The organism is Flavobacterium sp. xlx-214, assembly GCF_013874595.1.
In the GTDB taxonomy this organism is placed as follows: Bacteria; Bacteroidota; Bacteroidia; order Flavobacteriales; family Flavobacteriaceae; genus Flavobacterium.
Map to the genome: position 1 here is coordinate 2,139,440 of NZ_CP059431.1, position 26,542 is coordinate 2,165,981.

Annotated in this window: 17 protein-coding genes; 4 read left to right on the forward strand and 13 right to left on the reverse strand. The window is 31.2% G+C overall.

Annotated elements, in window-relative coordinates:
• Positions 1-440: 440 nt before the first annotated feature.
• The 8 genes from istB to H1R17_RS10070 all read right to left on the reverse strand — a co-directional run bounded on the left by istB (position 441) and on the right by H1R17_RS10070 (position 9,833).
• Positions 441-1,178, reverse strand: a complete 738-nt coding sequence (istB, locus tag H1R17_RS10035) for an IS21-like element helper ATPase IstB (protein WP_163430964.1) — start codon at positions 1,176-1,178, stop codon at positions 441-443.
• 18 nt (positions 1,179-1,196) lie between these two features.
• Entirely contained in the window at positions 1,197-2,744 is a 1,548-nt protein-coding gene (istA, locus tag H1R17_RS10040; RefSeq protein ID WP_205600648.1) for an IS21 family transposase, read from the reverse strand.
• Between the two features lie 508 nt (positions 2,745-3,252).
• Positions 3,253-4,401, reverse strand: a complete 1,149-nt coding sequence (locus H1R17_RS10045; RefSeq protein WP_163430965.1) for a reverse transcriptase family protein — start codon at positions 4,399-4,401, stop codon at positions 3,253-3,255.
• Positions 4,402-4,625: 224 nt separating this feature from the next.
• The gene (locus tag H1R17_RS10050; protein ID WP_163430966.1) at positions 4,626-5,858 is read right to left on the reverse strand and encodes a hypothetical protein; all 1,233 of its coding nucleotides are present in this window, start codon (positions 5,856-5,858) and stop codon (positions 4,626-4,628) included.
• A gap of 166 nt (positions 5,859-6,024) precedes the next feature.
• Complete coding sequence (locus H1R17_RS10055) at positions 6,025-8,109, reverse strand: ATP-binding protein (RefSeq protein ID WP_163430967.1); 2,085 nt, start codon at positions 8,107-8,109, stop codon at positions 6,025-6,027.
• A gap of 41 nt (positions 8,110-8,150) precedes the next feature.
• Positions 8,151-8,795 carry an SLATT domain-containing protein gene (locus H1R17_RS10060; RefSeq protein ID WP_163430968.1) on the reverse strand — a complete coding sequence of 215 codons (645 nt, stop codon included), beginning with the start codon at positions 8,793-8,795 and terminating at the stop codon, positions 8,151-8,153.
• Between the two features lie 66 nt (positions 8,796-8,861).
• Positions 8,862-9,548 (reverse strand): hypothetical protein, encoded by a 687-nt coding sequence (locus tag H1R17_RS10065; protein ID WP_163430969.1) that lies wholly within the window; start codon positions 9,546-9,548, stop codon positions 8,862-8,864.
• A 27-nt stretch (positions 9,549-9,575) separates the two neighbouring features.
• Entirely contained in the window at positions 9,576-9,833 is a 258-nt protein-coding gene (locus H1R17_RS10070; RefSeq protein ID WP_205600649.1) for a helix-turn-helix domain-containing protein, read from the reverse strand.
• A gap of 3,440 nt (positions 9,834-13,273) precedes the next feature.
• Here H1R17_RS10070 and H1R17_RS10075 point away from each other — a divergent pair.
• The 3 genes from H1R17_RS10075 to H1R17_RS10085 are packed head-to-tail and all read left to right on the forward strand — an operon-like array spanning position 13,274 to position 20,167.
• Positions 13,274-16,273, forward strand: coding sequence for a SusC/RagA family TonB-linked outer membrane protein (locus H1R17_RS10075; RefSeq protein ID WP_240453315.1), 3,000 nt, complete (start codon positions 13,274-13,276; stop codon positions 16,271-16,273).
• Positions 16,274-16,283: 10 nt separating this feature from the next.
• Positions 16,284-17,648 (forward strand): RagB/SusD family nutrient uptake outer membrane protein, encoded by a 1,365-nt coding sequence (locus tag H1R17_RS10080; protein WP_163430970.1) that lies wholly within the window; start codon positions 16,284-16,286, stop codon positions 17,646-17,648.
• Positions 17,649-17,659: 11 nt separating this feature from the next.
• Positions 17,660-20,167: a S9 family peptidase gene (locus H1R17_RS10085; RefSeq protein WP_163430971.1), complete on the forward strand. Its 2,508-nt coding sequence runs from the start codon at positions 17,660-17,662 to the stop codon at positions 20,165-20,167.
• A 46-nt stretch (positions 20,168-20,213) separates the two neighbouring features.
• Here the strand turns inward: H1R17_RS10085 and H1R17_RS10090 are convergent, their stop codons facing one another.
• The 5 genes from H1R17_RS10090 to H1R17_RS10110 form a co-directional block, all read right to left on the reverse strand.
• Positions 20,214-20,507, reverse strand: a complete 294-nt coding sequence (locus H1R17_RS10090; RefSeq protein ID WP_163430972.1) for a DUF6520 family protein — start codon at positions 20,505-20,507, stop codon at positions 20,214-20,216.
• A gap of 155 nt (positions 20,508-20,662) precedes the next feature.
• Complete coding sequence (locus H1R17_RS10095) at positions 20,663-21,709, reverse strand: hypothetical protein (protein WP_163430973.1); 1,047 nt, start codon at positions 21,707-21,709, stop codon at positions 20,663-20,665.
• A 301-nt stretch (positions 21,710-22,010) separates the two neighbouring features.
• The gene (locus H1R17_RS10100) at positions 22,011-22,466 is read right to left on the reverse strand and encodes a MauE/DoxX family redox-associated membrane protein (protein ID WP_163430974.1); all 456 of its coding nucleotides are present in this window, start codon (positions 22,464-22,466) and stop codon (positions 22,011-22,013) included.
• A 111-nt stretch (positions 22,467-22,577) separates the two neighbouring features.
• A complete protein-coding gene (locus H1R17_RS10105) occupies positions 22,578-23,489 on the reverse strand; it encodes a helix-turn-helix domain-containing protein (RefSeq protein WP_163430975.1) in 912 nt (303 codons plus the stop codon).
• Positions 23,489-23,863, reverse strand: a complete 375-nt coding sequence (locus tag H1R17_RS10110) for an STAS/SEC14 domain-containing protein (RefSeq protein ID WP_163430976.1) — start codon at positions 23,861-23,863, stop codon at positions 23,489-23,491. The genes H1R17_RS10105 and H1R17_RS10110 overlap by 1 nt, the downstream gene beginning before the upstream one ends.
• Positions 23,864-24,045: 182 nt before the next feature.
• Between H1R17_RS10110 and H1R17_RS10115 the strand changes: the two genes are divergently transcribed.
• Complete coding sequence (locus H1R17_RS10115) at positions 24,046-26,445, forward strand: aminotransferase class I/II-fold pyridoxal phosphate-dependent enzyme (RefSeq protein ID WP_163430977.1); 2,400 nt, start codon at positions 24,046-24,048, stop codon at positions 26,443-26,445.
• Positions 26,446-26,542: the final 97 nt, after the last annotated feature.

A 26,542-nucleotide genomic window follows, 5' to 3' on the forward strand; every position in this document is an offset into this window, starting at 1 on the left:
AATATACTGCTTGAAAAATTAGTTGATCATATTTTTAAGTTAAATTAAAATTGTAAATAAAACACAGTAAAAATAGTACTACCATATTTTTAATAGTATCTTTACTAATATGACAGAATTTATAAAGTATCTGGCCATCTTTGCCGGAAGTGCCGTTGGGGCTGCTACCTTGTTAATAACTATCCAAGAATTTACAAACATATACCTTGATAAAAAGCAGAAGACACCTTAACGCTTCTAACAGATATGGACTAGATTGCAAATTCCAGTGATATTGACCACCCAATTCCAATTTAAAGTGAGCAGTTAATTCCAATTCAAAATGACCATGTAATTCCAATTCAAAATGACCATGTAATTCCAGTTGAAATTGACCACCAAAAATTTTACTAAAAACTACTTTTTTCTGTTGTTAAGATAAATTCAAATATAATTAAAAATTATTCGTTGTTTTTGCTTCTTTTTTTGCGCATTGATTCACCTTGTAATTCAATTCTATGTGCGTTATGAATAAGTCGATCTAAAATGGTATCTGCTATTGTTTTTTCACCAATCATATCGTACCATCCTTGCACTGGTATTTGTGATGTAACGATTATAGAACCGTTATTATGTCTGTCTTCGATTATTTCTAATAGCGTAATTCTGTTTTGACTATCTAATGCTTGAAGTCCAAAATCATCTAATATAATTACATCTTGCCGTTCTAATTTAGCCAATTCTTTTAAATACGATCCATCTGCTTTTGCCATTTTTAGTTTAGCAAATAACTTCGAAGTATTAAAGTAACTTACTTTATAGCCTTCAATATAAGCTTGATAACCTAAGGCTGTTCCTAAATAACTTTTACCCACACCTGTACTTCCTGTTATTAATACATTTTGATTTTTGTTTACAAATTCACAATCAGCTAAACGTAAAATTTGAGTTCTATCAAGACTTCTAGAAGAATCAAAATTTAAACTTTCAATATTAGCTTTGTAATGAAATTTTGCGTTTTTAATACTTCGTTCTATTCGTCTGTTGTACCGTTCATTCCACTCGGAATCGATGAGCATTGACACGAACTGATCAATGGTGTAATGATCTGTTTTACCGCTTTCAAAGGCTGTTTTAAAGGCGCTACTCATACCGTTTAGGTTCATCTGTTTCATTTTTGAAACTACAACTTCATTCATATTAACTAATTTTAAATTTTATTTATAGTAATTTTTTCCGCGGATATTCTGATGTTGAGGCAATTGTAAATCGAATTCTGGTTCTGAATCAATTTGATCCAACTTGTTTTCTAAAATGTTATGTATCGCTTTATAGCTGTATATTTTATAATCCAAAGCACGTTTACAGGCATTTATTAACCGTTGCTTTCCTACCTTTTTTTCAAAAGATAAAATGCCTAAACAGGATTTATAAGCTTGTTCGGGATGATTTTTACTGTCAATGATCTTAGTGATTAATTCAGCAACACTAGGATCTACACTACTTGCCCAATCGATAAATTTAGAAGCACTCCAATCTGCCACAAATTGATGAGAACTAGCCATATGTTCTGCAGTGGTTGTATATACGTAGGGCTCGTGATGTCTTGGATGTGTTGCAATACGGTTGTATTTATAATAAATTTCAACGGTTGTTTTACTATAAAGTAATTTGACTTTTTTGCGTAAATATTGATAAGGAACACTGTAATAGTTTTTATCTGCACCTAAAAGTACATGTCCATTTTGCATCACTGTAGCAAAAGATTGATGTTTAATTTCGTAACGCTCTAAAGGAAGAGGTGCCAATTCATTTTTCTCGTCTTCGGTAAATAATTCCAGTCTAGAATATGGTCGTGCAGTAAGTTTCTTTTTGTTATGCACATCAAGTAACTTCCATATTTTTTCATTAAGTTGCTCAATACTACAGAAATCTTGCTCTTTTAAGTGTACATAAATTCTTTGATACAGTATTTTTACGGCACCTTCAACTAACGATTTATCCTTAGGTTTATAAGCTCTGGCAGGTAATATGGTGGTTTGATAATACTCTGCAAAATTAGCTAAAGTTTCATTTATAGTAGGCTCAAAACGGCTGCTTTTTATAACGGCCGATTTTAGATTATCAGGAACGATGGCAGCAGGGGTACCTCCGAAAAAGCGGATGGCATTTTCTATAGAGTTTACAAAATCTTCTTTTTGCTGGCTCATCGAAGCTTCAGCATAAGTGTATTGGCTGGCTCCTAATATGGCTACAAAGAATTGAACCTCTTTAATTTCACCGGTATCTTTGTCAATGACAGAAAGTGTTTTTCCAGCATAATCTACATACATTTTGTCACCTGCTTTGTGATTCATATGCATCACTGGATTCACACGATTACTCCATATCCTGAAATGATATCTGAATTGTGAACTCTTTAAACCATCGGGGTTTTCTTTGTAGTACGATTCCCATAGATGCTGCACCGTCATGCCCACCTTTTTAAGATCACGCTCCATTTTAGGGAAATAACTGTAAAGCTTCTCTAAGGTAGGATTTGAGGTTTCTACTGTAGTTTGAGAGAATAAAGTTTCTAATTCAGCATCTGTTTTTTGTGCAATATCTTCAAGATTCATCCCAAAAGTATCGAACAAACTGATGTATTTCTTCACGGTATTTCTGGAAAGCGACAGATAATTGCTGATAAAGAGCTTGCTCTTACCAGTTAAATGGTATTTAATTACTTTTCTAATTTTACTCATGTCTGTTAACTTGTTTGCCATAAATCCGCCATTTTTTTAACGAATTTAAGGTCTAACAACATGGGAAAAAGTAGTTTTTTTTAGGTGGTCAATTTGCACTGGAATTAGGTGGTCAATTTGACCGTTTTTTCCAGTTAGTATAGTATTAAAGGCTTTTAAATAGTATTTACAGAAGCTTTAAATGGTATTTAAATAGTAATTAAAAGTAGATAATGGTTAATTCAAATATTTATTTATTTCAACCTTTTTTTGTTCAAACCCCTAATTTTATTGAACTTTTCGACCTTTTTAGGTTTAAGAGTATTGTACATTTCATTTATACCCCCTTAGTAATGTGTTTAAAATAAAATTTCAGTTTTATTGAGAAATCTGGATTAAGCAAACATTGTAAATATCATATATTCTTTTTCTTTCACTTTACTGGAAAGGTGTGATTGAAATCATGAACCTCCAGCTCCAACGATTAAATCTATTATACCAAAGAATGCTTCGTTCATGATAATATATTAATGTATTTCATAAAGTAGCTTTATATAAACCAATTTATTTTATTAAAATCATTTAATAATTTTTCACTTGCTTTTCTATCAATAGAATGTATAAAACAAATATGACCATAAAGCCAATCATGAAATTTTAGAGAATTGTAATAAGGAAATTTTTTTTTGTTTCTAGATAAATGTTCTTCAACACCATACCTTCTGCAAAAATGAATATGCCTTTCAATTTCTTTACGATATCTTTTTGAAGTATGTACACCATTTGCGACAGTTAATCCTGTTACATATTGCTTACTCCCTTTGTACATATAAGAAATTTTATTTTCATTAATGTAAAAGTTCTCATCACTTATAATCTCTCTAATTAATTTTAGATTAGGTAATCTACCTTCATCTTTGATCGAAAAAGTTAAATCGTCAGCATATCTCGAGTACGAGAAATTCATTTTTTTAGCTAGTGCATCAAATCGCTTGTCCATTTTTGTTGCTACTATATTTGCTAGAGTGGGACTACTTGGAGCACCTTGTGGTAATATTGAAGGTCGCTCTTTATATAGTTCTGTAAGAGTTTGTTTGTCACTGTAAGAGAAATCTAGCCAATACTTGTCATGATGTTTAGCTGTACATAGTTTAGCTAATGAATATGAAAGATTTTTAGCATATCCCATTTTTTCAAAAACCCCAAATACTCTTCTTTCGGTAATTGTATCATAGAATTTTAACAAATCAACTTTTAAAACAACTTTTGCATCCGAATGAACTAATGCATTGTCCCTTATTGAAATCCCCTTGCGAAAACCTTTACATGAATCTGTTAATGGATACTTGGAAAGAACATTAAAAAGTAACCATTTTTGGATGTATTTAAGGTCTTTATGAGGAGCCATAATTTCTCTGAATCCCTTATTTCTCTTTTTAATAAAAAAGTGGTTATACTTTTTTATTTTAAAACCTTCATTACTTTGTAATATATAGCGAATATCTTTGCTTTCTCCAATTAAAGCTTTTAAGAAGTCAGATTGTACACCCATCACTATTGCTAAATGAGGCAATGCAAATATTACGGGATAATTATTGCTTTCTAATTTTTCAGCATACTTTACGCAAGCATCAATAAATTTTTCTGATCTGTTTTCTTCTCTTGCGTTCTGGATAAATTGTTCAAATGGAAACGACATAAGGTTACTCTAACTTGAATGTTTAATATATTATATTAAAATAAATATTTAAAAATTGATAAAATCAACAGCACGAATAATATCATTTATTAAATGTGAAATATTTATTTTACAATAGGATCTGTATATACTACTGAATTTACGTAATCTTTTTAATAAAGTATCCTTTATTGATCTCGATACACGGCACCGAGATTACCTGTTGCCAGATAACATAGCTAACCTTAAGTATTTCCATTGAACAACTGGGGCAAATATAGCGTGTTTTTAATTAATAAATTGGTTTCGTTTTCGTTTCTAATCCTTTCTTTGAAATATTCTTTTTTTAATTTTTTAAGAATTAAAATTGCCTTATTGGTTAATGTTATATAATTCTTTTCAATACATTTTTTTCTTAAAAGCACTAGATATATATTTAATAACTCTTCTCTAGAAAGGCCTAATATTTGGCATAAAAAAATGTTTTCATATCCTTTTCCTTTTAAGAAGAGAACAGCTAACTCGTCAGGACTTAGAATGGATAAAATATTTCTATTATAAATATTAATATTAAGCCTTGTACAAATTCCGATAGAATATGCAATTTCCTTTTTTAATTTTATAGCATCTTTCATTCGTACTGCTGCACTTCTTGGGAATAATGGCGTCCAATGGTGATGACCATAAATTATCGGTAAAGTATTATTTGGTGTACCGTGAAAAAAAGAAACTAAGCTTTCGCTATTATCATAACCTAAATGAGGTAAATAAATGCTTTTTTTATAATCTGCAGGTATATTTTTTCCATATTTAGTATTGAAATTTTGCATTTTGATCAGAGTGTCTTTTTCAAAAGCAACAAAAGGGGAGTGTGTTTTATTAAACACTTTATGTCTTTCATCAGCAAATATTTTTATCGTGGGATACCTAGATTCAATTTTTTGTTTTCCTTCGGTCATAATTATAACAGACAAAATGAATAAACTTTGAATGTTATTAGCCATAATGAAATTTTGAATAGCTGGTAATGTAAATTCTGTTAAAAATGTGTTTCCGCTGCCAATAAAATCATCTAAAAATATAATATGCTTATAAGTAAAAGGATCTTCTATATTTTGTAAGTCATGTGTTAAACAAATTTGAGATTCTCTGGATTTATATGCTTTAGTGTTTCTTAGGGGATAAGTTACTAATGTTCCACTTTTACCTACTTTCCCAAAAGGTATGATTATGATTTTATCATTTATTGGTATCAGGCGTAGAAGTTCTTTTAAATGTGAATCTAATCGATACATAAATTCAGCAAAAGGTACGTATTCAAATACTTGTAAAATATCCATGGCGTGAATTCTATCCTCGTCATCAAAATTTTCAAGCCATTTAACGATTTTTGTAGGTAAAACTGAATATTTCAAACGAGGGACTAAATACTCTATTTGTCTTACAGAGTTTTCATTGTAAACAAAGTCATTTTTCATTCATTAATTTTTCTTTTTCATAATAAATTTTGTAAAACTTTTACCAGTTTCGTAAATCCCTTTTTCAATTAATTCACGTTTTTCGTGAATGTAAGATGAAAGTTTTTATCAAGTTTAAATAAGGTTTTAAAAAGTGTTTTTTTAATATAACATAATTATATATATTCTATGTTATATTAAGTTTATCAAATAATATCTTATTTCTTTCTTTGGCATTTTTTATAACTTTTTTAAATGGAATAACTTCTACATAAGCTTTATATGGTAATTCATCAGAAGTATAAAATCTAAAATACCCAATTCCGTCTGGCATTTTATTAAACATTTCTTCTCTTAAAATATATTCAAGTGATGATGTAATATCAGCAACAATGTAACAGTAAAATGGAGAACTTTTGCTAGCCTCAATACTGCGGCCGTCTTTCTTTATCTTCTTATCAATAATTTCATTAATGTATTTTCTGACTTGTCTTACAGGATCTTTTTTGGGATCACCAAAGACGTAATCATTTCTATAAGGTCTTTTAAATTCTACGATTGTAAAAGACTCATAGGGGAATTTATCTTCTGAAAACAACGTTGCTTTATCAAAAATTTCTTCTTGTCGAATTATTAAATCCATTCTATCTCCTGACTTTGATTCAAGTTCGGTAATTTGCTTAAAAGTCTTATCTGACGCCAAAAGGCTATTAAATGTTAATCGTTCATCTAGTAGCCATAAGTTTTGCTTTTCATGGACGACAGTGCCTTTTTCTTCTTTTATTGGAAAAAATAAACTGTGCAATATATCTTCGTTATAAAATTCTTGATTGGAATCCCACTTAATTAATTTCTCAAGTAGATCAATAACAGAGCGGCGATGGATAACATATCTTGCTAAATCTGTTTTTCCTACTTCGTTAAACTCAGACCAAAATTTATCATATAGTACATTATAATCAACTAATGATGTTATATCTTTTTTTTCATCAAGTAATTTTATAGCATCTTTTTTTACTTCGATTTTCCATTCGCTTTCAATCTCATAAAGTTTAATATCTAATTCTTTTGAAGTCAAACCTGCCGGTATTTTTTCAACTTTTTCTCTGTTAAACTCTATAACACTTGAGTAATTCGGAAATTCTCTTTGGATAATAGGAATGTATTGTTCTACTTTTTCCTTTCTTGTTTTACTTAAAAAAACACTTAAAAGCTCTTCTACTTTGTTTAAAGTATTTCGTCTTATATTTGCTAATGTAATTTCATCAGTATCATTGTCTTCGTTATCATCTTCAGAAAAATGAAAATTAGTTCTTTCTTCATTTACTCTTTCATCTAAAAATTTACTTAAGACAAAAACTTGATAATGATATCCAAGAATTGAATCATTCTCTTTTATCATATATCTTAAATCTTCAATATATTTGGATAAACCTTCATCTTTTACAGTGCGTTCATGAGCACAATACAAAATTTTGTGACTTAGAGAATTGTAAGATTTTGTTATATAAACTTTGAATTCATATCCCCCAATTACAAAAGTATCATCTAGAATTTCTGATTCAAATTCGGTATTGAAAAGGTTTGTTAAATTTATTTCTTCACCATTTTGGTTTGTTATCCTAATCTCAGGTATAATTTTTTCAATGAAATATAATTGAAAATGTGTAATAATTTGTCTTGCTATCTCTAGAATATCTTTTGGGGCTTTTTTTTGATATTCTTCTTCAAAACCATCTAGTAGAACTGTAGTTTTTGAACTCGTTTTATTTGTTAATTCATTTTGATATTTATCAAAACCTTCTTTAGATGTCCTTTTATATTCAAAATTTCTCACATAAAATTCATCCCCTTCTTGATAAATACTTTTGACAACTAATTTTGAAAAAAGTTTTAAACACACTAATCTTCCAATTCCTTTACCTCCAATTTTTGCTTTTTTTTCAGAATCAAATTCTTTAAAAGAAATAAAATTTTCATCATTTAAACCAATACCATTGTCAATTACTTCAATAGATTTTATTGGATATTTATCATTGTTTTCTGTCTCCTTCAATGTTTCAATTGCTCCAACTCTTACTAAATTGATCTCAATTTTACCTTCAAAATTGTGGTCAATTTCTTTCTTCTCAAAGATTGCATGAATACTATTACTTAATACTTCAAAAAGAGGAAGCATTGCTTTTGTTTTAGGTATATAAAGTTTGCTAACTCTACTACGTAAGTTTGTAATGTTAGAGATTATAGCTGGGTTAATTATTTTTGTGTTCATCAGTGATTTAATACTTGTTCTATAGATTTATGTGTTTATTACTACCATTTTAATATCATGTAAATAATAAGTGCAGGTGCAATTATTAAAAAATGATATAAAAATTTTGTTTTGAAATAGTACTCACACTGAATTTTAAAAACTTTTAATCTTGATAATTTAAAGTAATCATTTTTAGAAGTTTTAAAATATTCAAAATCTATAGGCTCATGATTTTCATATTTTTTTAATACATTGCCATATTCTATAGAAAGTTCCTCTGCAAGACTATTTATTTCTTGTTCATTTTTAAAGTTTGTTTTTAAGTAACGGAGCTTATTATATAGTTCGCCAATTTCTAACGCACAGTTATGGAATTTATCAGCTTTTAATGCATAATCATTTGCACTCTCAAGTTGGCTAAATACCAAAATCAGTATTGATAAACCAGTTGTAATAAATCCTAACTGATTACTTGGAATTAATTGATCATTATTTAATTTAAATACACTTAATAATCCTATAATGATCATATAGCCAGAAAGAAATCCAATAGAGTATGATGATAATCGATTGATTTTTTTTAATCTTGAACTAGCAGTAAATCTTGCTCCTTTTGTTGTCCAAAATTTATAATTAAGCTCAACGCTGAAGTCTTTATTTAGGTATAATTGACCTGATGTGGTTTCTGTAGTACTTTTTGTCATAATTTATATCATGGATACTCTATAATAGTTTATTTTTTTATTCCAACTAATTATTCAACCTCATTTTTATATATTTTTAATTTCCAATAAAGTTGAATTTAATATCGAAGGTATTCTTGTATTAATCATTTCATGATAAGTCACACTTGAAGCATTATAAGTGTCAATCGCGATGCAGTATTGTTGAGAAATTGAATATTCACCAGAATATTTGTCAAACAAAAACTTATAAAGTATTTCACAGAAAAGTCCCAGCTCTGTCTTTGTAAAACCATTAAGTTGAGGTACTAGTATTATTCCTCCAATGGTTTCAGTTCCATTCTCTTCAAAAATAAATACCAAATTTGGATTAATATATATGGGTAAGTTTTGTAGCGAAATTATTTTAGATGTTCTTTCAACTGTTTCAAAATTGATTATATGATCTGGTCTTAAACTTAAAATATCTAATTCTTTGAAGTTCCTAAGAATATCTAAATTTCTCTCATACATTGTCTTGTCTTTCAGAGAAGTAGTTTTACTATATTTGTCTGTTACCTCATCAATTTTTTCGTCATAAAATTCATCCTTTCCCCGTTTGAAGGTGTTATAAATAGAACTATTGCTAATACTCCAATAGTTACCACCACTTTTATCCTCACTATCTTTGACCTTAGCTTTCCTTGTTTTAAGTTTTAAAGCAAAATTTCTTTTTGTTTTTTCAGAACCTTTTTTTCTGAATTCAATTAATTCTTTAATTGTAATTTTTTCCATGTTTCATAAGTGTTTTTTAATGATTTTTTATTTGTTTTCTTTAATCTTCTTTGAAAATTCTTCATAAGTTTCAGATGATTCACCTTTCCACGAAGTTGGTTCTATTAAGTCATGTATATTAACACGTAGTAGTTTTGCAATTTCGAAAAGTTCATCAAGTGAAGGTTGGCGTTTATTATTTCTCCACTTAGAAATTGTTGATTCATCTTTATCAAAATACCTAGCAAGTACTCTATTTTGAATTTTTTTCTCTTTAAAAACGATTCCCAATTTATTAATTTTCATAAATATTAAAATATTTTTAAAAAAAAGTTTGGCGTTTAACGTCCAACTTTATATATTTGTATTAGTTTAATGCGACATAAAACGTTAAGAATGTAAATCTTAACATTAGATGTCTCTCTATTCGGGAAATAATCCGGTAAATTAAAGCCCTAGAGAGAAACCAAGGTCGCCCTCAATGATCTGGAATTATCTTATATTTGCGATATTCCAGCGGGCGGTCTATGCGTTTGTACTTCAATGGGCAAGAGTTAATCTCTTAGGTTTTCTTACCGGATTTCCGCACGATATTGAAGGAGCTTAGATCGTCTGTTGGATTTTTTATACTCTTCCATTTTTTAAATAGATTGACATCGTTCTATAACCATAAATAGTAATACCTATGAGAACGAAAACAGAACAAACCCAAAAATTTCCACCATAACAACAATTTAGTTGGTGTACCTAATGGTTGCTTCATCCTTAAAAAAGGGTGGTGTTTTTTAAAGCATAAACGGCAAGTAGTCAATACTTTGGTTTTATGCCTTAATACCACGTACCCCATAGCCAACTACCCATCTAAAACAAAGGCATCGTATTTTTATTTTCGCACCTTAAAAATAGATTCTTTTTTTAGATAAAACAAATAATATGTTAAAGTAGTACGCATGGTGAAGCAACTTTTTTTAAAAACGCCTATTTTATTGAAAAAGTAATAGGTGTATAGCTATGGTAGTATTTACCTAAAAATAGGTATAGTTATTCTAGGATTAAGCGAAAACCACCAACCGAAAAATATTCTAAAATAGCAACTAGGGGGATGCTCCATAGATAAAGCATACTAAAGGCATGGATAGTGCATGAGTAGAGCGTTAATCAAAAACGGCAAAAAGTGGATTTTTTTTCTAAAATACATAGAAAACCTAGAAAATACATAAGTATCTAACAAAGGTTTTTTCACTAAGAAGTAGTTAAAGATACAAAATTGTTTGTAAATGACAAGGAAATTAAGTGACGAGTAACCAAGGAATTAAAGTAAATAAGTAAAATACGTTCTTTAACATATTGATTCAATTGATTTTATTTCAAATAAGTAGTGAACTCAAGCTCAATGAAAAATTAGAAAGTTAAGTTTTGAATCTTACTTTTAACTTTTGTCTTGATACAAATCGAAGATTCATCGATTCATAAATGTAAAAATGATAAGGTAGAGGTAAAAGTTACAAAAGATCAAGACTCTATTTTTTTAACGGTCAAAATGAGTTTCCTTTCCTAAAAGAAATAAACTTGCTTCGCTTCGGACAGCATTTCTTTTCACGGAAAGTTCAACTTTTTGACACTCGTTAAAAAACTAATGTCGGCTTTTTTAATTGTGATGAATAGTCCAATTTGGGCTAGAAGGATGGTGAAATAGTTTATTAAGTAGAATTAAAAGCGCCATTGGCATCAAATCGAACGTTAAATCGTTGAAACAAGCGTAAACGAATCGGGTAGCTCTGCTACGATTCGATTCGTTAGATTGTGAAACGCAATTTAACCGATTTCAGGCCGCGGCAAGATTAAAAAAAAGAAACTTTGCTTCTTTAGTTATAAACCTTTAGGTTCACGACTTCCAAACTGTTAAATAATGACTTGGACGTAAAGAAGAGGAGAAAGAAATGTTCTTTTTTAAGAAATCGGGATTGTACAAAATAAATCTCCTTATGAAAGAAAAAAAGATGATAATTGAAAATTATAGTTTTTAATTTATCTTTTACCTTTTGTCTTGATACAAATCGAAGATTCATCGATTCATAAATGTAAAAATGATAAGGTAGAGATAAAAGTTACAAAAAATCAAGACTCTATTTTTTTAACGGTCAAAATGAGTTTCCTTTCCTAAAAGAAATAAACTACTCACCGTTTTTATTTTGTTTTAGTGTTCGTGAATCTTCGATTTCACTCCATTTCATTGCGTTCAGACAGCATTTCTTTTCACGGAAAGTTCAACTTTTTGACACTCGTTAAAAAACTAATGTCGGCTTTTTTAATTGTGATGAATAGTCCAATTTGGGCTAGAAGGATGGTGAAATAGTTTATTAAGTAGAATTAAAAGCGCCATTGGCATCAAATCGAACGTTAAATCGTTGAAACAAGCGTAAACGAATCGGGTAGCTCTGCTACGATTCGATTCGTTAGATTGTGAAACGCAATTTAACCGATTACAGGCCGCGGCAAGAATAAAAAGAAAAGAAACTTTGCTTCTTTAGTTATAAACCTTTAGGTTCACGACTTCCAAGCTGTTAAATAATGACTTGGACGTAAAGAAGAGAAAATCCATAATCTTGAAGTCATTAACAATAGAGATTAGGAATTGAAAAAGATCTTTCACTTCTTTCAAGATGACAAACTGTACGCAAAAATAGGATGTGATACCGCATGCTTGTCTCGCTTTAGCGGATGCGGTATGAAAGACAACCTCAACAACATAAAAGAAAATTGCCCAATAAGCAAAAGCCAAGCACATAACCAATTTCAAAATCATAATACAAAACAGGTAATAGGTTTTAAACACATTGTTAATTTATAGTTAGTTTACCCTGAAAGGAAGTTATGTGCCCATGCTTGCGCGAAAAAATAGAAGTAAAAATCAAAAAAATAAATCTTACAGCTATAGCAGCAACCATAAAATAAAAAGATAGTTTGTAAGTTAGGAGCATACACATAGCTACGTTAAAAAATTTAAAGTATTTAAAACAGGTGTTTGATTGGTAGTTAAAAATAAAGCCTAAACAAAGTTATGTGTAACGCCTTCCTAAAAAGTAATAAAAAATATAAACCCAAAGCCCTTTTGGGCTTTGTGGAGAAGCCCCTTTAGCTTTGGGTTTATTTTAAATTCTTGTTTTAGAATCAATTAGAATCAAAAGAAAATTGACTATTTACCAGAATCAAAAGCGCCATTTGCAAGTAAACGAGTGTTGCTACACTGAATTGTCACCCTGAACTCGTTTAACTTCGTTCCGTTCGCAAGCTCGGGTCAGGGTCTCACAAAAAACTAAAAAACGAGATGCGATGCCAAAACAAGTTTGGCATGACAAAGGGTAAATAGTTTTTTAAGGAACATCAAAAGCGCCATTGGCATCAAATCGAACGTTAAATCGTTGAAACAAGCGTAAACGAATCGGGTAGCTCTGCTACAATTCGATTCGTTAGATTGTGAAACGTAATTTAACCGATTTCAGGCCGTGGCAAGATTAAAGAAAAGGGACTTTTGCAACTTTTTGTCCATAAAAAGTTGAATGAAAAGTCTATTAACAAAACAAGGAGCTTTATAAACCTTAAAAAGTAATTAGAACAAAAACATATATCTACAAGGTTTCCAAAACCTTGCAGAATAAAAAAAATCCCCCTTGAACAAAGTTTGGCGACGATATCAAGAGAGATGAATATTAATTAAACCAATTATTAACTAACACCACAAAAGTATGAAAAAAATTACTTTTGCAGCACTTGTTGTACCCCTTATGTGGGTGCTGCTACTAGTATTACTGTTACTAAGCAACAACAAACTATACGCACAAGAACGCACTGTTCTTAGTGGCGTAGTAAAAAGTGTAAACGGTACCCCGTTAGAAGGGGTAACCGTATGGCAACCCGAAACCAATGAAGGTACCCAAACCAACGCACAAGGTTTCTACAGCTTAGAAATAACCCCAAACACAACCGTTACTTTTGAATACCTAGGGTATGTAACCCAAAAGGTAAAAGCTAGCAGCAAAGTGCTCAACGTTACCCTAACAGAAGACAATGATGTGCTCGATGAGGTAGTCATCAATGCCGGGTATTACAGCGTAAAGGATAAGGAACGAACAGGAAGCATTTCTAAAATCACCAGTAAGGAAATCGGTCAACAGCCAGTTGCCAACCCGCTGGCCGCAATGCAGGGACGTATGGCAGGGGTGAACATTACGCAGAGCAGCGGTACCCCCGGCGGCGGCTTCGATATACAGATCAGGGGGCGTAATAGTTTACGAACCGAGGGAAATGCGCCCCTGTATATCGTTGATGGTGTGCCGTATAGTTCAGATTCGGCTTCAGATAGAAATTTAACACTTACAATATTACCTGGAGGTAATGTTAGTCCATTAAACAGCATTAACCCGAATGATATTGAAAGTATTGAGGTGTTAAAAGACGCAGATGCCACGGCCATATATGGTTCGCGCGGTTCAAATGGGGTAGTATTGATTACTACCAAGAAAGGAACTTCTGATAAAACAACTTTTGCTGTTCAATCAACTACTTCTGTAAGTACAGTCGCAAAGTTTATGGATTTAATGAATACAGAACAATATTTACAAGTGCGTCATGATGCTTTTAAAAATGACGGAATTACAGAATATCCAAAAAATGCTTATGATGTAAACGGTACTTGGGATCAGAACCGCTATACTAATTGGCAAAAAGAGTTTATTGGTGGTAAGGCAGTATCTCAAAACACACAGTTTTCTGTAGGTGGTGGTTTTGGTAAAACAAATTATTTATTCAGTGCTTCACATCGAAAAGATGGCACCGTTTTTCCTGGAGATTTTGGATATAAAAGAACTAGTTTTTTACTAAATGCTAGTCACCAATCAAAAGATGAACGGTTTAAGTTTTTTGTGTCTGCTCAAAAAAGTGATCAAAAGAACAAATTAATGGCTACTGATTTAACTTCAAAAATATTTTTAGCACCTAATGCACCTTCACTTTATACGTCTTCAGGAGAAATAAATTGGGAAAATAACACTTTTGAAAATCCAATTGCAGCACTACAATCAAAATATATATCAGAGATTAATAATACACTTTTCAATGTTATTTTTAATTATGATATTACCAAAAGTCTTTCTGTTCAATTAAAATCAGGTACTACTTATTTTGATACAGATGAAACAAAAACAATCCCTCATACTATTTTTAATCCCTCACTTAAGAGAACAAGTGAGAACTCTTCAACGTTAAAGACTATTAATAGTAGAAATTCGTGGATTGTTGAGCCTATAATTAGCTGGAAAAAAGAATTAAAAAATTCAACATTTGATATTCTTATAGGTGGGACTCTAGAGCAACGCCAACAAAATATTTTTGGTATAGAGGCTAGTAATTTTACTTCAGATTCTTTTATAAACAACATTGCAAGTGGTGCTGTTCAAAAAATACTGTTTGATAAGGAGAACGTTTATAAATATGCGGCTTTTTATGGACGATTAAATTATAATTTAAATAGGAAGTACATTTTGAATATTACAGGTCGTAGAGATGGATCAAGTCGCTTTGGACCCAATAATCGCTTTGGAAATTTCGGAGCCATTGGAGGTGCTTGGTTGTTTAGTAGGGAAAAGCTTTTTGACAATAATAGTTGGTTAAGCTTTGGTAAGATTCGTGCAAGTTATGGTATAGCAGGTAGTGATTTAATTGGGGATTACCAGTTTTTAAATACATACGGAATTAGTAGACTAAAATATGATGATCATATTGGTTTAGAACCTATTCGTTTATATAATCCTGATTTTAGTTGGGAAACTAACAAAAAAATAGAAGGAGCTTTAGAGTTAGAGTTTTTTAATGGGCGCATAGCAACAAGTGTTTCTTATTTTCGAAATCGCTCTTCCAATCAATTGGTAGGGATACCTTTACCTTCAACCACTGGTTTTAATAGTGTTCAAGCAAATTTAAATGCTACTGTGGAAAATTCTGGAATGGAGATTACGTTTAATTCTGTAAATATTTTAAAAAAGAAATTTAAATGGACAACTAGTGTAAATATGAGTTTTCCTAAAAATAAATTGATTTCTTTTCCAAACTTAGAAGATTCTTCCTATGCTACTCAATATGAAATTGGTCAACCTACTACTATTAGAAAGATGTATGGTTATAAAGGGATTGATAAAGAAACAGGTCTATACATATTTGAGGATGTAAATGGAGATGGGATAATTAATCTAGAAGATAGAAAGAGTGTTGTTAACACTGGTGTTAAGTTTTTTGGTGGCATTCACAATCAAATAACATATAAACGGTGGTCACTAGATTTTATGATCCAATATGTTCAACAACAAGGTTTTTCTCCAGACTATTACAGTACTTATTTAGGTAGTATGAATAATAGATCAAACAACGAGCTTAATTACTATTCAATGGAGAATAAAGAGGGATATTACCAGATTCCAACCGCAGGTAATAACACTAAAGCCTTGCAATCATTTCAAAATTTTAGAAATAGTGATGCTGTAGTTACAGATGCTTCTTTTTTAAGACTAAAATCTTTACAAATTGTATATAATGTGCCTACCTCTTTTATCAAAAATACCAATTGTAGTATGTTTTTTCAAGGTTATAATCTAATTACTCTAACAAAGTATTGGGGTGCTGACCCAGAAACAATTGGAACTTTTTTACCAGCTCTAAGAACCTTGTCTTTTGGTTTTAATATAAATTTTTAAAAAGGAAATTATGAAAATCATTAAAATAATAACAAGTTTAGTCTTGTGCCTTATAATTTTAGGGTGTGAAGAGTTTTTAGAAATAGAAACTCCCAAAGATCAAATAGATCAAAACGTCATTTTTGATGATGAAAAAATGGCAGTGGCAGCAATTTCAAATGTATATACACAATTGAGAAGCAATGGTTTTTTTGTTGGTAATCGTTTAGGAAGCGGTTATTTATTGGGGTGTTATACTGATGAATTAGAAGTTGTTAATCCGCAAATAAGTAATCACAAAAGCTTTTATGAAAATACAGTTTTAAGTAATAATGCAGCTGTAAATGATTTATGGACTGCAAGCTATCAACAAATTTTTTCTGTAAATAGCATTTTGGAAGGTCTTTCTCGTTCTTCAAATCTTTCAACAGAAACAAAAAATCAAATAAGAGGAGAGGCATTGGCTATTAGAGGAATGCTGCATTTTTATCTTACTAATACTTTTGGTTCAGTTCCATATATAAGCACAACTGATTATAATGCTAATAAAATAACTACGAAAATGCTTGTGGATGAAGTAATAAAAAATGTGCTAAATGATTTATTAGAGGCTGAAGGCTTACTAACTGTAAATTATCCATCTACAGAGAAAATCAGATTAAATCAAATAGCTGTAAAAGCTTTATTAGCTCGCGTTTATCTGTATAAGAATGATTGGGTTAGTGCTAAAAAATATGCAGATGATGTAATAAGTATAAAAAATAATGAACTTGAGCAAATAGATTCTGTATTTCTCAAGGATAGTAAAAGTGCTATTTGGCAACTTAAAGCGGAAAATAGTACTAAAAACACTTTAGAAGCTATTGAGTATATTTTTCAAACAATACCAGCTCCTCAATCAAAAATTACAGAAGTGCTAATAAATAGTTTTGAAAAAGGTGATTTAAGAAAGAAAAACTGGTTGAAATTTATTGGTGATAGTGATAGTTATGCATGTGCTTATAAGTATAAAGTACTTGGTAATAGTTCTCCCTCTAAAGAATATTCCGTCATTTTGAGAGTTGAAGAAATGTATTTAGTTAGTGCAGAAAGTGCCGCAGAAATGTTAGATTTTGAAACAGGTAATAATTTATTGAATATAATTAGAAGTAGAGCTGGTCTTAGTAGTATTCATTTGCAAAGTAAAGAAGAATTAATTGAAGCAATTTTACATGAGAGGAGACTAGAGTTTTTTTGTGAATTTGGACATCGTTTCTTTGATCTTAAAAGAAGAAATCTATTAAATAATTTGTCACATATTAAGCAAAACTGGAAACCATTTCATCAACTTTTACCCCTTCCCGAAAGTGAACTTCTTTTAAATAACAATCTAGCTCCTCAAAACGCTGGGTATTAAAAAAAATGCTCATGAAACATAGCTTGTTAAACATAATATTAATTTTTTCCTCTTTAACATGTAGCATGTTTGCACAGGTTAAAGATTCTCAAAATGAAAGGCTTGTAAACGATTTAATTAGTGAAAATGGTACAATTTTATCTTATTATTCTATTTACAAGAATGAACCATTACGCTATACTTTAGTAGACACAAAAGCTGATGTAAAATATACTTTGTTGAATGTTGTAAATGTACATTTAACAAACGACCTTTTCATAGGACAAAATAATAAGAGAAAAGAGATTTATATTGTTAATTTTGAGAAGAAAGCAATTGACACTCTTTGTAATGTAGAAAAATACATGTTCTTAAGTAATAAGAAAAACACCTTGATTGTTTCAACTACACTTAAAAATGTTCAAATTACCAATGCTTTGAATAGAACAGATTTGGTAAAATATGAAAATGTTTCTGATTTCTATTTTTCAGATGACCTTCAATTATTACTTTTGAAGTGTAAGAAGAATGATATACTTGTTGACTTTAATTATCCTATTCCTAAAGAAACAGTAGTTCCTTTGAGGAATCTTTTTAATTTCAAAAAAGTGATTGGAAATAATAATAATGAGGTTTATCTATTAGGGAATTCGAAAGACTCTATATGCATATTAAAAAAGGAAATCAATAATTTTAAAACGGTATACAAAAGTCCTTTATTGTTAAATAAGGGAAATGCAATAGATACATTGTTTACAGCTGTAAACTTGCTAAAAAGTAACATTATTTTAGGAACAATACCTAAAACTAAAAATCAGGATGTGAATTCTAATGTTGAAATATGGCGGGGCAGTGAAAGGGGTATTACTAAAAATATTGAAAAACAGTACCTTAAACAAAAACCTTTGGTATTAATAGACATAAATAATCAGAAATTAATAAACTTTTATGATGATCAAAAATTACTTGATTTTAAGGTAAATTATCAGGATGAATTAATTTATGAGTATGAAATAAATGAACATAATGATTATACTAAACAGTTTTCTGATATTACTGTTTATAGTAGAAGCAGATTAAATAATTGGGAAAGACAACTTTTGAGAACTTTTAATGGGGCTCCTTCTGGTGTTTTTAATTTTATTTCGAAACCGCAATTATTTTATTTTCATAATAAAAATTGGTATTATATTGATAATGAAATAGAAAAGAAAATTACTTATTTAGACAGTGTTGTATTTTATAAAAAAGAATATGTTCATTTAAATACAGATGCATTTCTTAAAAGACCTGTGTTGTATAATGAAAATTATCTTTTGTTAAAAGCAATCGATGATGTTTATTTGTATAATCTAAAAACTCAAAAGCTTAAAAAGCTAACTATAAATTCTAAAAAGAATCGTAATTATGATTTTATATCAAGTAGTATAAAATTTATCAACGAACCTTGGTTATTTGCAACTGATTGGACTATAGAAAATAAAAGGATAATCCTGAAATGGAATGATCATAACTATAAAAGAGAAGGAATTTCAATTTTCGATCAAAATTTTGAACAAACCGACTTATTAGAGATAAATGGGAAAATATCACAAGTTAAAAGTTCTAAGGATATAATAACTTATATAACAGAGTCATATGATAAACCTCCTGCTATTTTCAAAATGAATTTAAAAAGTAAAAAAATAACAAAGCTTTATCAAAGTAATTCATGGGATGATAATGTTAATGTACACTCAGAGCAATTAGATTGGATAAGTAATCATGGAAATCTTAGAAAATTAACTATTAGATATCCTAAGGAGTTAATTGCAGGAAAAAAATATCCCGTTATATTATCAATTTACGAAAAAAAAATACACGAATTCAATCAGTATCAATCTCCTTCTCAAATAATGAGTAGTAATATTAACTATAGAAATTATGTTGACGATGGTTATATAGTAATTGAGCCTGATATTTATTATGATGATTCAGGCCCTGGTATTTCGGCAGTTAAATGTATTGAAGATGTAATAGAAAAGATGAAAAGTATTGATGCAGTAGACATGGATAACATTGGTTTAATCGGACATTCTTTTGGTGGATATGAAACCAACTTTATCATAACACAAACAAATAAATTTAAAGTAGCTGTTTCAAGTGCAGGTGTCGCTGATTTGAAGGCATACTATTTTACAGTAAACTGGAATACTCTAGAACCTGACATGTGGAGGATGGAAACTCAACAGTGGCGAATGGGTGGAAGTATCTATAATTTACAAGATAAATATCAAAATAATTCTCCTATAAATTTTGCTGAAAATGTAAGTACTCCATTATTGTTGTTAGCAGGTACAGCTGATTATAAAATCAATTGGAATCAGTCTGTAATGTTTTATGTAGCTTTACAAAAATTAAAAAAAGATGTAACATTATTACTTTATCAAAATGAAGATCATGAAATATTAAATGAAGATAAGAAATTAGATGCTTCAAAAAAGATCAAAGATTGGTTTGACTACTTTTTAAAAAATAGGGAGAAACCTGATTGGATGTAAAGGTAAGAAAGGCTGGTTATCCAGCCTTTCCTTTTTTAATGTTTGATTAAGGATTAATTCTAGTTAACAATTCTGTACAACCAGTATCTGTTTCTGCATCAAACTTCCATAAATGTGAGCCATTTACATTTGTACAGATATAATCTCCCTGATTATCACATTCAACATCTACCATAACACAACGCGTTCCTGAGGGAAGATTTGTGTCATAGATGTAGCCCTTTGTAACAGGTGCATTGATAGCATCACTCTGTTTCGCTGCATTTGTTGCAAATGCTGCTGCTGCGCCAAAAACCATTACCGCCAATGGTACTAAGGCTTGTTTAAAATTTTTTTTCATTTTGATAATTTATTGGATGGTTTACTCTTTTATACAGGTTTTCAACCGTTAGTCCTGCCTATTGGCCAATAGTATTTAGGGTAGAGGAAAGGAAGCGGTACGAAAACAATTGTCACCCCCATATGAATCCGTTTTTTACTTCCTTGCCTCATGTTTTATTTTTGTTCATTCAATTCATATCTCACCAATGAATTCCCTACTAATCCAAAAAAATATTGGTCGTTTATAGCAAATTCTTTGATCTTGTCTTTTTGGTGGTCGTAGGCATAAAAGCTATATTGGTATTCGTTTTTGTTGTAATCATACACGTCTATTATACTAGCTTGTTGCCACATGCTTTTGGGTTCGTTTTTGCCTAACAGTTCCGATTTTATGTATAGTTTACCATTATAGACGTATGTTTTGGCATTGACTTTATGGGGTGGTGCACTCATTTTCTTTTCGCCGTTTGCTAATTGGGTAACCTTAATTTTTGCTAGGGTAGTGGTGTCTATGGTTTTACCCTGGGTAAATTGGTTGGATTGGACTTGGTATACCAAATATTGGTTGCGGTAATAGTAGGTATACAATGCTTGATTGGTTTTACTATCGGTTACCAATTGCCCGTCGGTATCAAATACGCCGTCTATCTGTTTTTGTAAAGCAGTTGGGTATAGTTCAAATGTGGTAGTGTCTTTTACATTCAGTATGCCTAGTATATGTTCTCCGTTTTTTGCTTGCTGACTACGAAATGCAAATGCATTTTCATGTAAAGGCTGTAGTAATGAGAAGTATACTTTTGCTTGCATGTATTTATGCGCGCTCCAATTCTGGGTATTTCCTTTATAAATAATGGGTACAGTACCGTCGCTCACAAAGAATTCGTTGTTGTGCACTTGCACACTTAAGCTACGAAACGATCGTTGGGTTTCATCAAGTTTTATTTGATGCTCTACCTTTGCTGTAAGATCTTTTGATACAGCCGTGATTAATAACGGAGCCGTATAATTGCCTAAATAAACAGTATCATTCGTCAATCCTGCTATGTAATAAGAATTCACCTCCAAATCCAAATACTTCGCTTTGTCAATATGATGCGGTAAAAACCTACGTACAAAAGGGTTTTCTTTCTTCATCAAATGCTCTGATGTAAAGAATAAACCAACCACCACAGCAGTTGCAGTTACTAGCGTTAAAAGAATATAAAGTATTTTTCGTTTCATGATTTCTAGGTTTTAGGGTGTATGTTGTGGGGTGTATGTTGTGGGGTGTAAGGTTAAGTGGATGTATGCTTGATTTTAATTGAAATGATGTAACTAATTCACCCTTTGAGGGTAGGGGACTTTTCATCAATTCATCAGTATAACACTGAATCAAACTATTTACAACAATCTCAACTGAGCATTCACAGCGGAATGAGTGTCGATTCATTGAACACAGCGTGAAATCAAATGCTGTTTGAGAGCTTGCTCGAGTTTATTTGATTTAGCTGTGAAAATGCAAATTGACCATGAGCAGTGACGCTCAGGAGTTTTGTTTCTTTTGCGACCAAAAGAAAAATGATGTGTAATTGTCTGAACAACTAAAAAGCATTATGATGCTTATTATACAGATAAAGCTATTAAACCACAAATGTTCCCACCATCCCATCCTTTCAAGAATACCTCCACATGAACAGGGTACAAACGGACTGTAATGTAAAATGAGGTATATATATACGGTAAAGGCGGTCATGAATCCTAAAAATAAATAAAGCCCTAACGCTCTGGTTGTTTGAAAACAAAGCAATAGGGCAATAATCAATTCACCAACTACTACGCCGTATGCAATAGGCGTAGCAAAGGCACTTAATAAAGGGGATTGGGCTACTTGTACTTGAAAATTTTCAAAGTCAATTAACTTGCTTATGGCTGCATATACAAATAGTAATACAAATGCATATACCAGCAGTTCTTTTATTATTTTTTTTGTTTTGTACATAACTGTTTGATTTCGTGTTATGTAAAATTGAAAAATAAATAATAGAATAAGTTACTGAATTGGGATTAAAAGTTAGTATATATGTTGGCTTGTGTGTTTATTTTGGGCTTTTTATATGTTATTTTGCTGCTTTTTTCGTAAGGTTCGGGGTCTTATTTGAAAGGTTTTTAGGAACTGGGTACTAAATGTTGGGTACTGTGAATAGCCTACCATTTGTGATAGTTCTTTTAATGAAATGGTACTGGTTTCTACTAGTAGATGGGCGTGCTTCATTCGTAAGGTTAGGAAGTAATCGTATGGACAACATTGGTAAAGCTCTTGAAATCCTTTCTTTAGTTGAAAGCTGTTAATTCCAAAGCTTTTGCATATTTGCTTTAATTGTAGTCTTTCTGAAAGTGGTAGCTGGTCTATGTGTTCTTTTATTTCTTCTATAATGTCTCTGTAACGTTTTCTTTGTTCTAACTTAATCATCTCGGTAGACTCGCTTGCAAGTCCTTTGCTGAAGTATTTGGTATCTAAATGGATTTGATAGAGATTTAATATATAGTTTTTTCCTGAGCTAAGTTTTTTGATACTGTATAAGTAGGAATTTCCTAATACGGTAATGGATGGGGTCTCAGGATGAAAATTTACGGAATAGTTGAGTTGATTGATATAGTGCTCAAGTGAGTTTTGATCTTCTTCTTCTAAAAGCTGGGTGATTTTTTTGTTGAGAATATTTTTGATATCAATGGTTGAGTCTAAGGGAAATTGTTGATCAACATCCAAAATTTGCAGATTTTTATTTAATAATAATTGGTAATGATGTATGAATTTGTGTGTTTCAGGTTTGTTAAAGGGCATTTGTAAAACACGTTGTTTCCATTCATCTATAACCATGTTTAAAAGCACTTCTATGCTTTCTAAATCATCGTTTAGATACTTTACTTTGATTTTTTTACTAAGATTCCCTTGTGCTAATGTTAGTAAACTTTCTTGTAAATTGTTCCAACGCTCTTGCGAAAAGATAATGTTTTTTTTCATCATAGCGATTGTATATAGTGTTCTGCTTCTGACATCGTATCAAAGACACGGGTTGGAATTTTAGGTTTGTTGATCGCTACAAAATAGGTGGCCATATGTTTTAAGGTACTGCCTGTGGATATAAGTGCTACTGATTTTATTAAAGCGGAACCAAAGGTGGCTAAGTAATCTCTTGCTTCTGTGCTGATGTCTTCTACTGATGTAATATCACAAAGAATGTTTAAAGATTTGTAAGATTGTATGCGCAGTCGGTCTTTTACAATGGCTTGGGCTGCCGCGTAATCAATGTACTTACCTCCTTTATAGATTATTTTTAAATAGGAGTTGGTAAGTTCGTAATGGGCGTATTTGTTTTCAAATGTGGTTGTATTCATAATAGTGCGTGTTTTGTTTTGTTGTAAGGTTTATAAAATTAGTACTAATTTTTTTTAATATTTATTTTTTTTATCGGAGAAATTAGTAAATAGGTATAAAAAAATAGGGAATAGGTATAAAATTTAGGCTATTTATCAGTTGGCTTTTTAATTTTTAGCAACTTTAAGCAAACGAAATTTTTATGGCTAAAATTAATCACAACGACATCATGGATACCATTGATGTAAGCATTGAAAATGCAAAAGATAATAAGGTACTGCATCTTTATGCTCAAAATAAATTTTTAAGAGGTGGACATTTAAAAATTGATAGATTTGAATTGAAGCATTTTGCTAATACAGGATATCTCGGTTTGGAACAAGATATGCGCTTAAAACAGGCTGCGGTAACTGCTATTTATAATTTTGGTACGCAGTTTCCTTTGTCAAAGACCTATATTTCACATCCTTTATACTCTGAATTGGAAAAACATTTGGATATCATCTTTAACAGGCAACCGCTTGTAGTGACTAAAAACAGTACGTTGGCGCATATTGGTACCATTCCACATGCTGTAAGTTACGATGATATGGTAATTTTAGATCATCAGGTGCACTGGAGTGTTCAAAATGCATGTCTTGTTTTGAAAACAAAGGACGTTCCCATCCGTTTGATCCGTCATAATGATATGAAGCAACTAGAGGACTACTTAAAAAAGTATGCTAATAAGTACAGCAAAATATGGTATATGGCAGATGGCATTTATTCTATGTATGGGGACACGCTTCCTGTATCGGATTTGAAACATCTTATGAAGAAGTATAAAAATCTTAATTTGTATCTGGATGATGTACATGGAATGAGCTGGATGGGGATCAATGGAAGTGGTTTTGTAAAAAGCCATTGGCCTTTTCTTGATTCTCGAATAGTACTGGTAAGTACATTGAGTAAAACTTTTGGCGCGAGTGGTTCGGTTGTTGTAAGTGGTGATGCTTCACTGATAAATAAGGTTAGAAACTTTGGTGGTCCTTTGACTTTTTCCGCACAACTAGAACCTGCGTCTGTTGCAGCTGCTATTGCTTCTGCTAAAATTCATTTAAGCCCTGAAATTTATCAATTGCAAGAACAGCTATTGCTTCGCATTCATGTTTTTCAAGAGGCGCTTGTCAAGGCAAAGATTCCTTTAATGTCTACAGGCGAAACACCTGTCTTTTTTGTTGCTACTGGTATGCCTACCACGGCTTATGTACTTGCTCAAAAATTAAATATGGAAAGGTTTTATGTAAGTGTGGCTGTTTTTCCAGCGGTTCCTGTAAACAATGCGGGACTTCGCATTACGGTTTGTAATCATAATAAAATAGAAGATATTATCTATTTGGCTCGTATTCTTGAAAAAGAATATCCTAGAGCTTTGGTTGCCACGGGTAATAGTTATGAGAAGGTGGGGCGTGCTTTTAAGCGCCATTTTGTGGGCCCCGAGATTAAGGAACATGCAAGCCGTGCTTTTTTCTCTAGTTTTACATATGATAAGATTGATGCTGTAAAGAAAGAGGAATGGAATGTATATTTAAAGGATCATGCGCTTGATTATGATGGCTTTTCTTTTGTTGAAAAATACTTTTCTAGTTTGGATGTTAAAGATCCCAATTTTATGGAGTTCAAGTATCATTTGGTTCGAAACTTAGAAGGAGAAGCTTTAACACAAACGTCTATTTCGCTGTGGAAGGAGGATATGTTGTCAAAAGAGGCTGTTTCAAAGAAAATTGAAGAGATTCGGGTGTCTAATCCTTTGTTCTTAACGGAAAAGGTACATAGCACAGGATCTGTTTTTACGGAAGGAAATCATGTGTACATTAATAAAAAAGCTAAGCATTTTAACTGGTTGCAACGGGCATTTTTTGATTCAATGGAGGAGGTGTTTGAGCATTCGGTATGTGGCAAACTGGTTATTAGAGATTTTCGTAGAAAAAGCTTTATGTATCATATGACTCATGAAAGAGGCTATGTTACGGTAGAAATGCCTGACTCTGCTGTGTTTTCAAATTTTGAATGGAACGATCTTCTTGGTTTTGAACAATCGTTATCTAAAAGGTCTAGAAGGCATTTTAGAGCAGAGGTATTGCCTTTTATAGATACCTACGATGTTTCGGTAGTGGATACGCTCTCAACTAGTGATCTGGAAAAAGCATATGAACTGTACTTGAATGTTAAAGCAAATAATATTGCGATTAATAATTTTAGTTACAACTACGATTTGTTTCAGGCAATGAATGCAAGTAATTTATGGAAGTTTCTCATCCTTAAACAAAAAGGAAGTAATGATATAGAGGGTGTCATGTTTTGTTATGTAAATAAAACGAATAATTCATTTAATCCTATTCTTGTGGGTATGAGTAATAATGAGCCACAGCGTTTAGTATTGTACCGTCAGCTTTTGTTTCAAACAATTCTTTTTGCGAAACAACAATCGTTTTCTAAAATCTATTTGGGTGTGTCTGCCATTTTTGAAAAGCGCAAGCTAGGTGCTGAAATATTTTATAGATCAGCCTATGCGCGTATGAAAGATACATATAACAGCGATTTACTACAGACATTTGAGTAGGAAGTTGTTTACTTCTTTCTTTGATGATACATCCGGCAGGTCCGGATGTTTTTTTTCTGAGCGTTATAGGAAGTGTAAATTCATTATTTGCATTTTC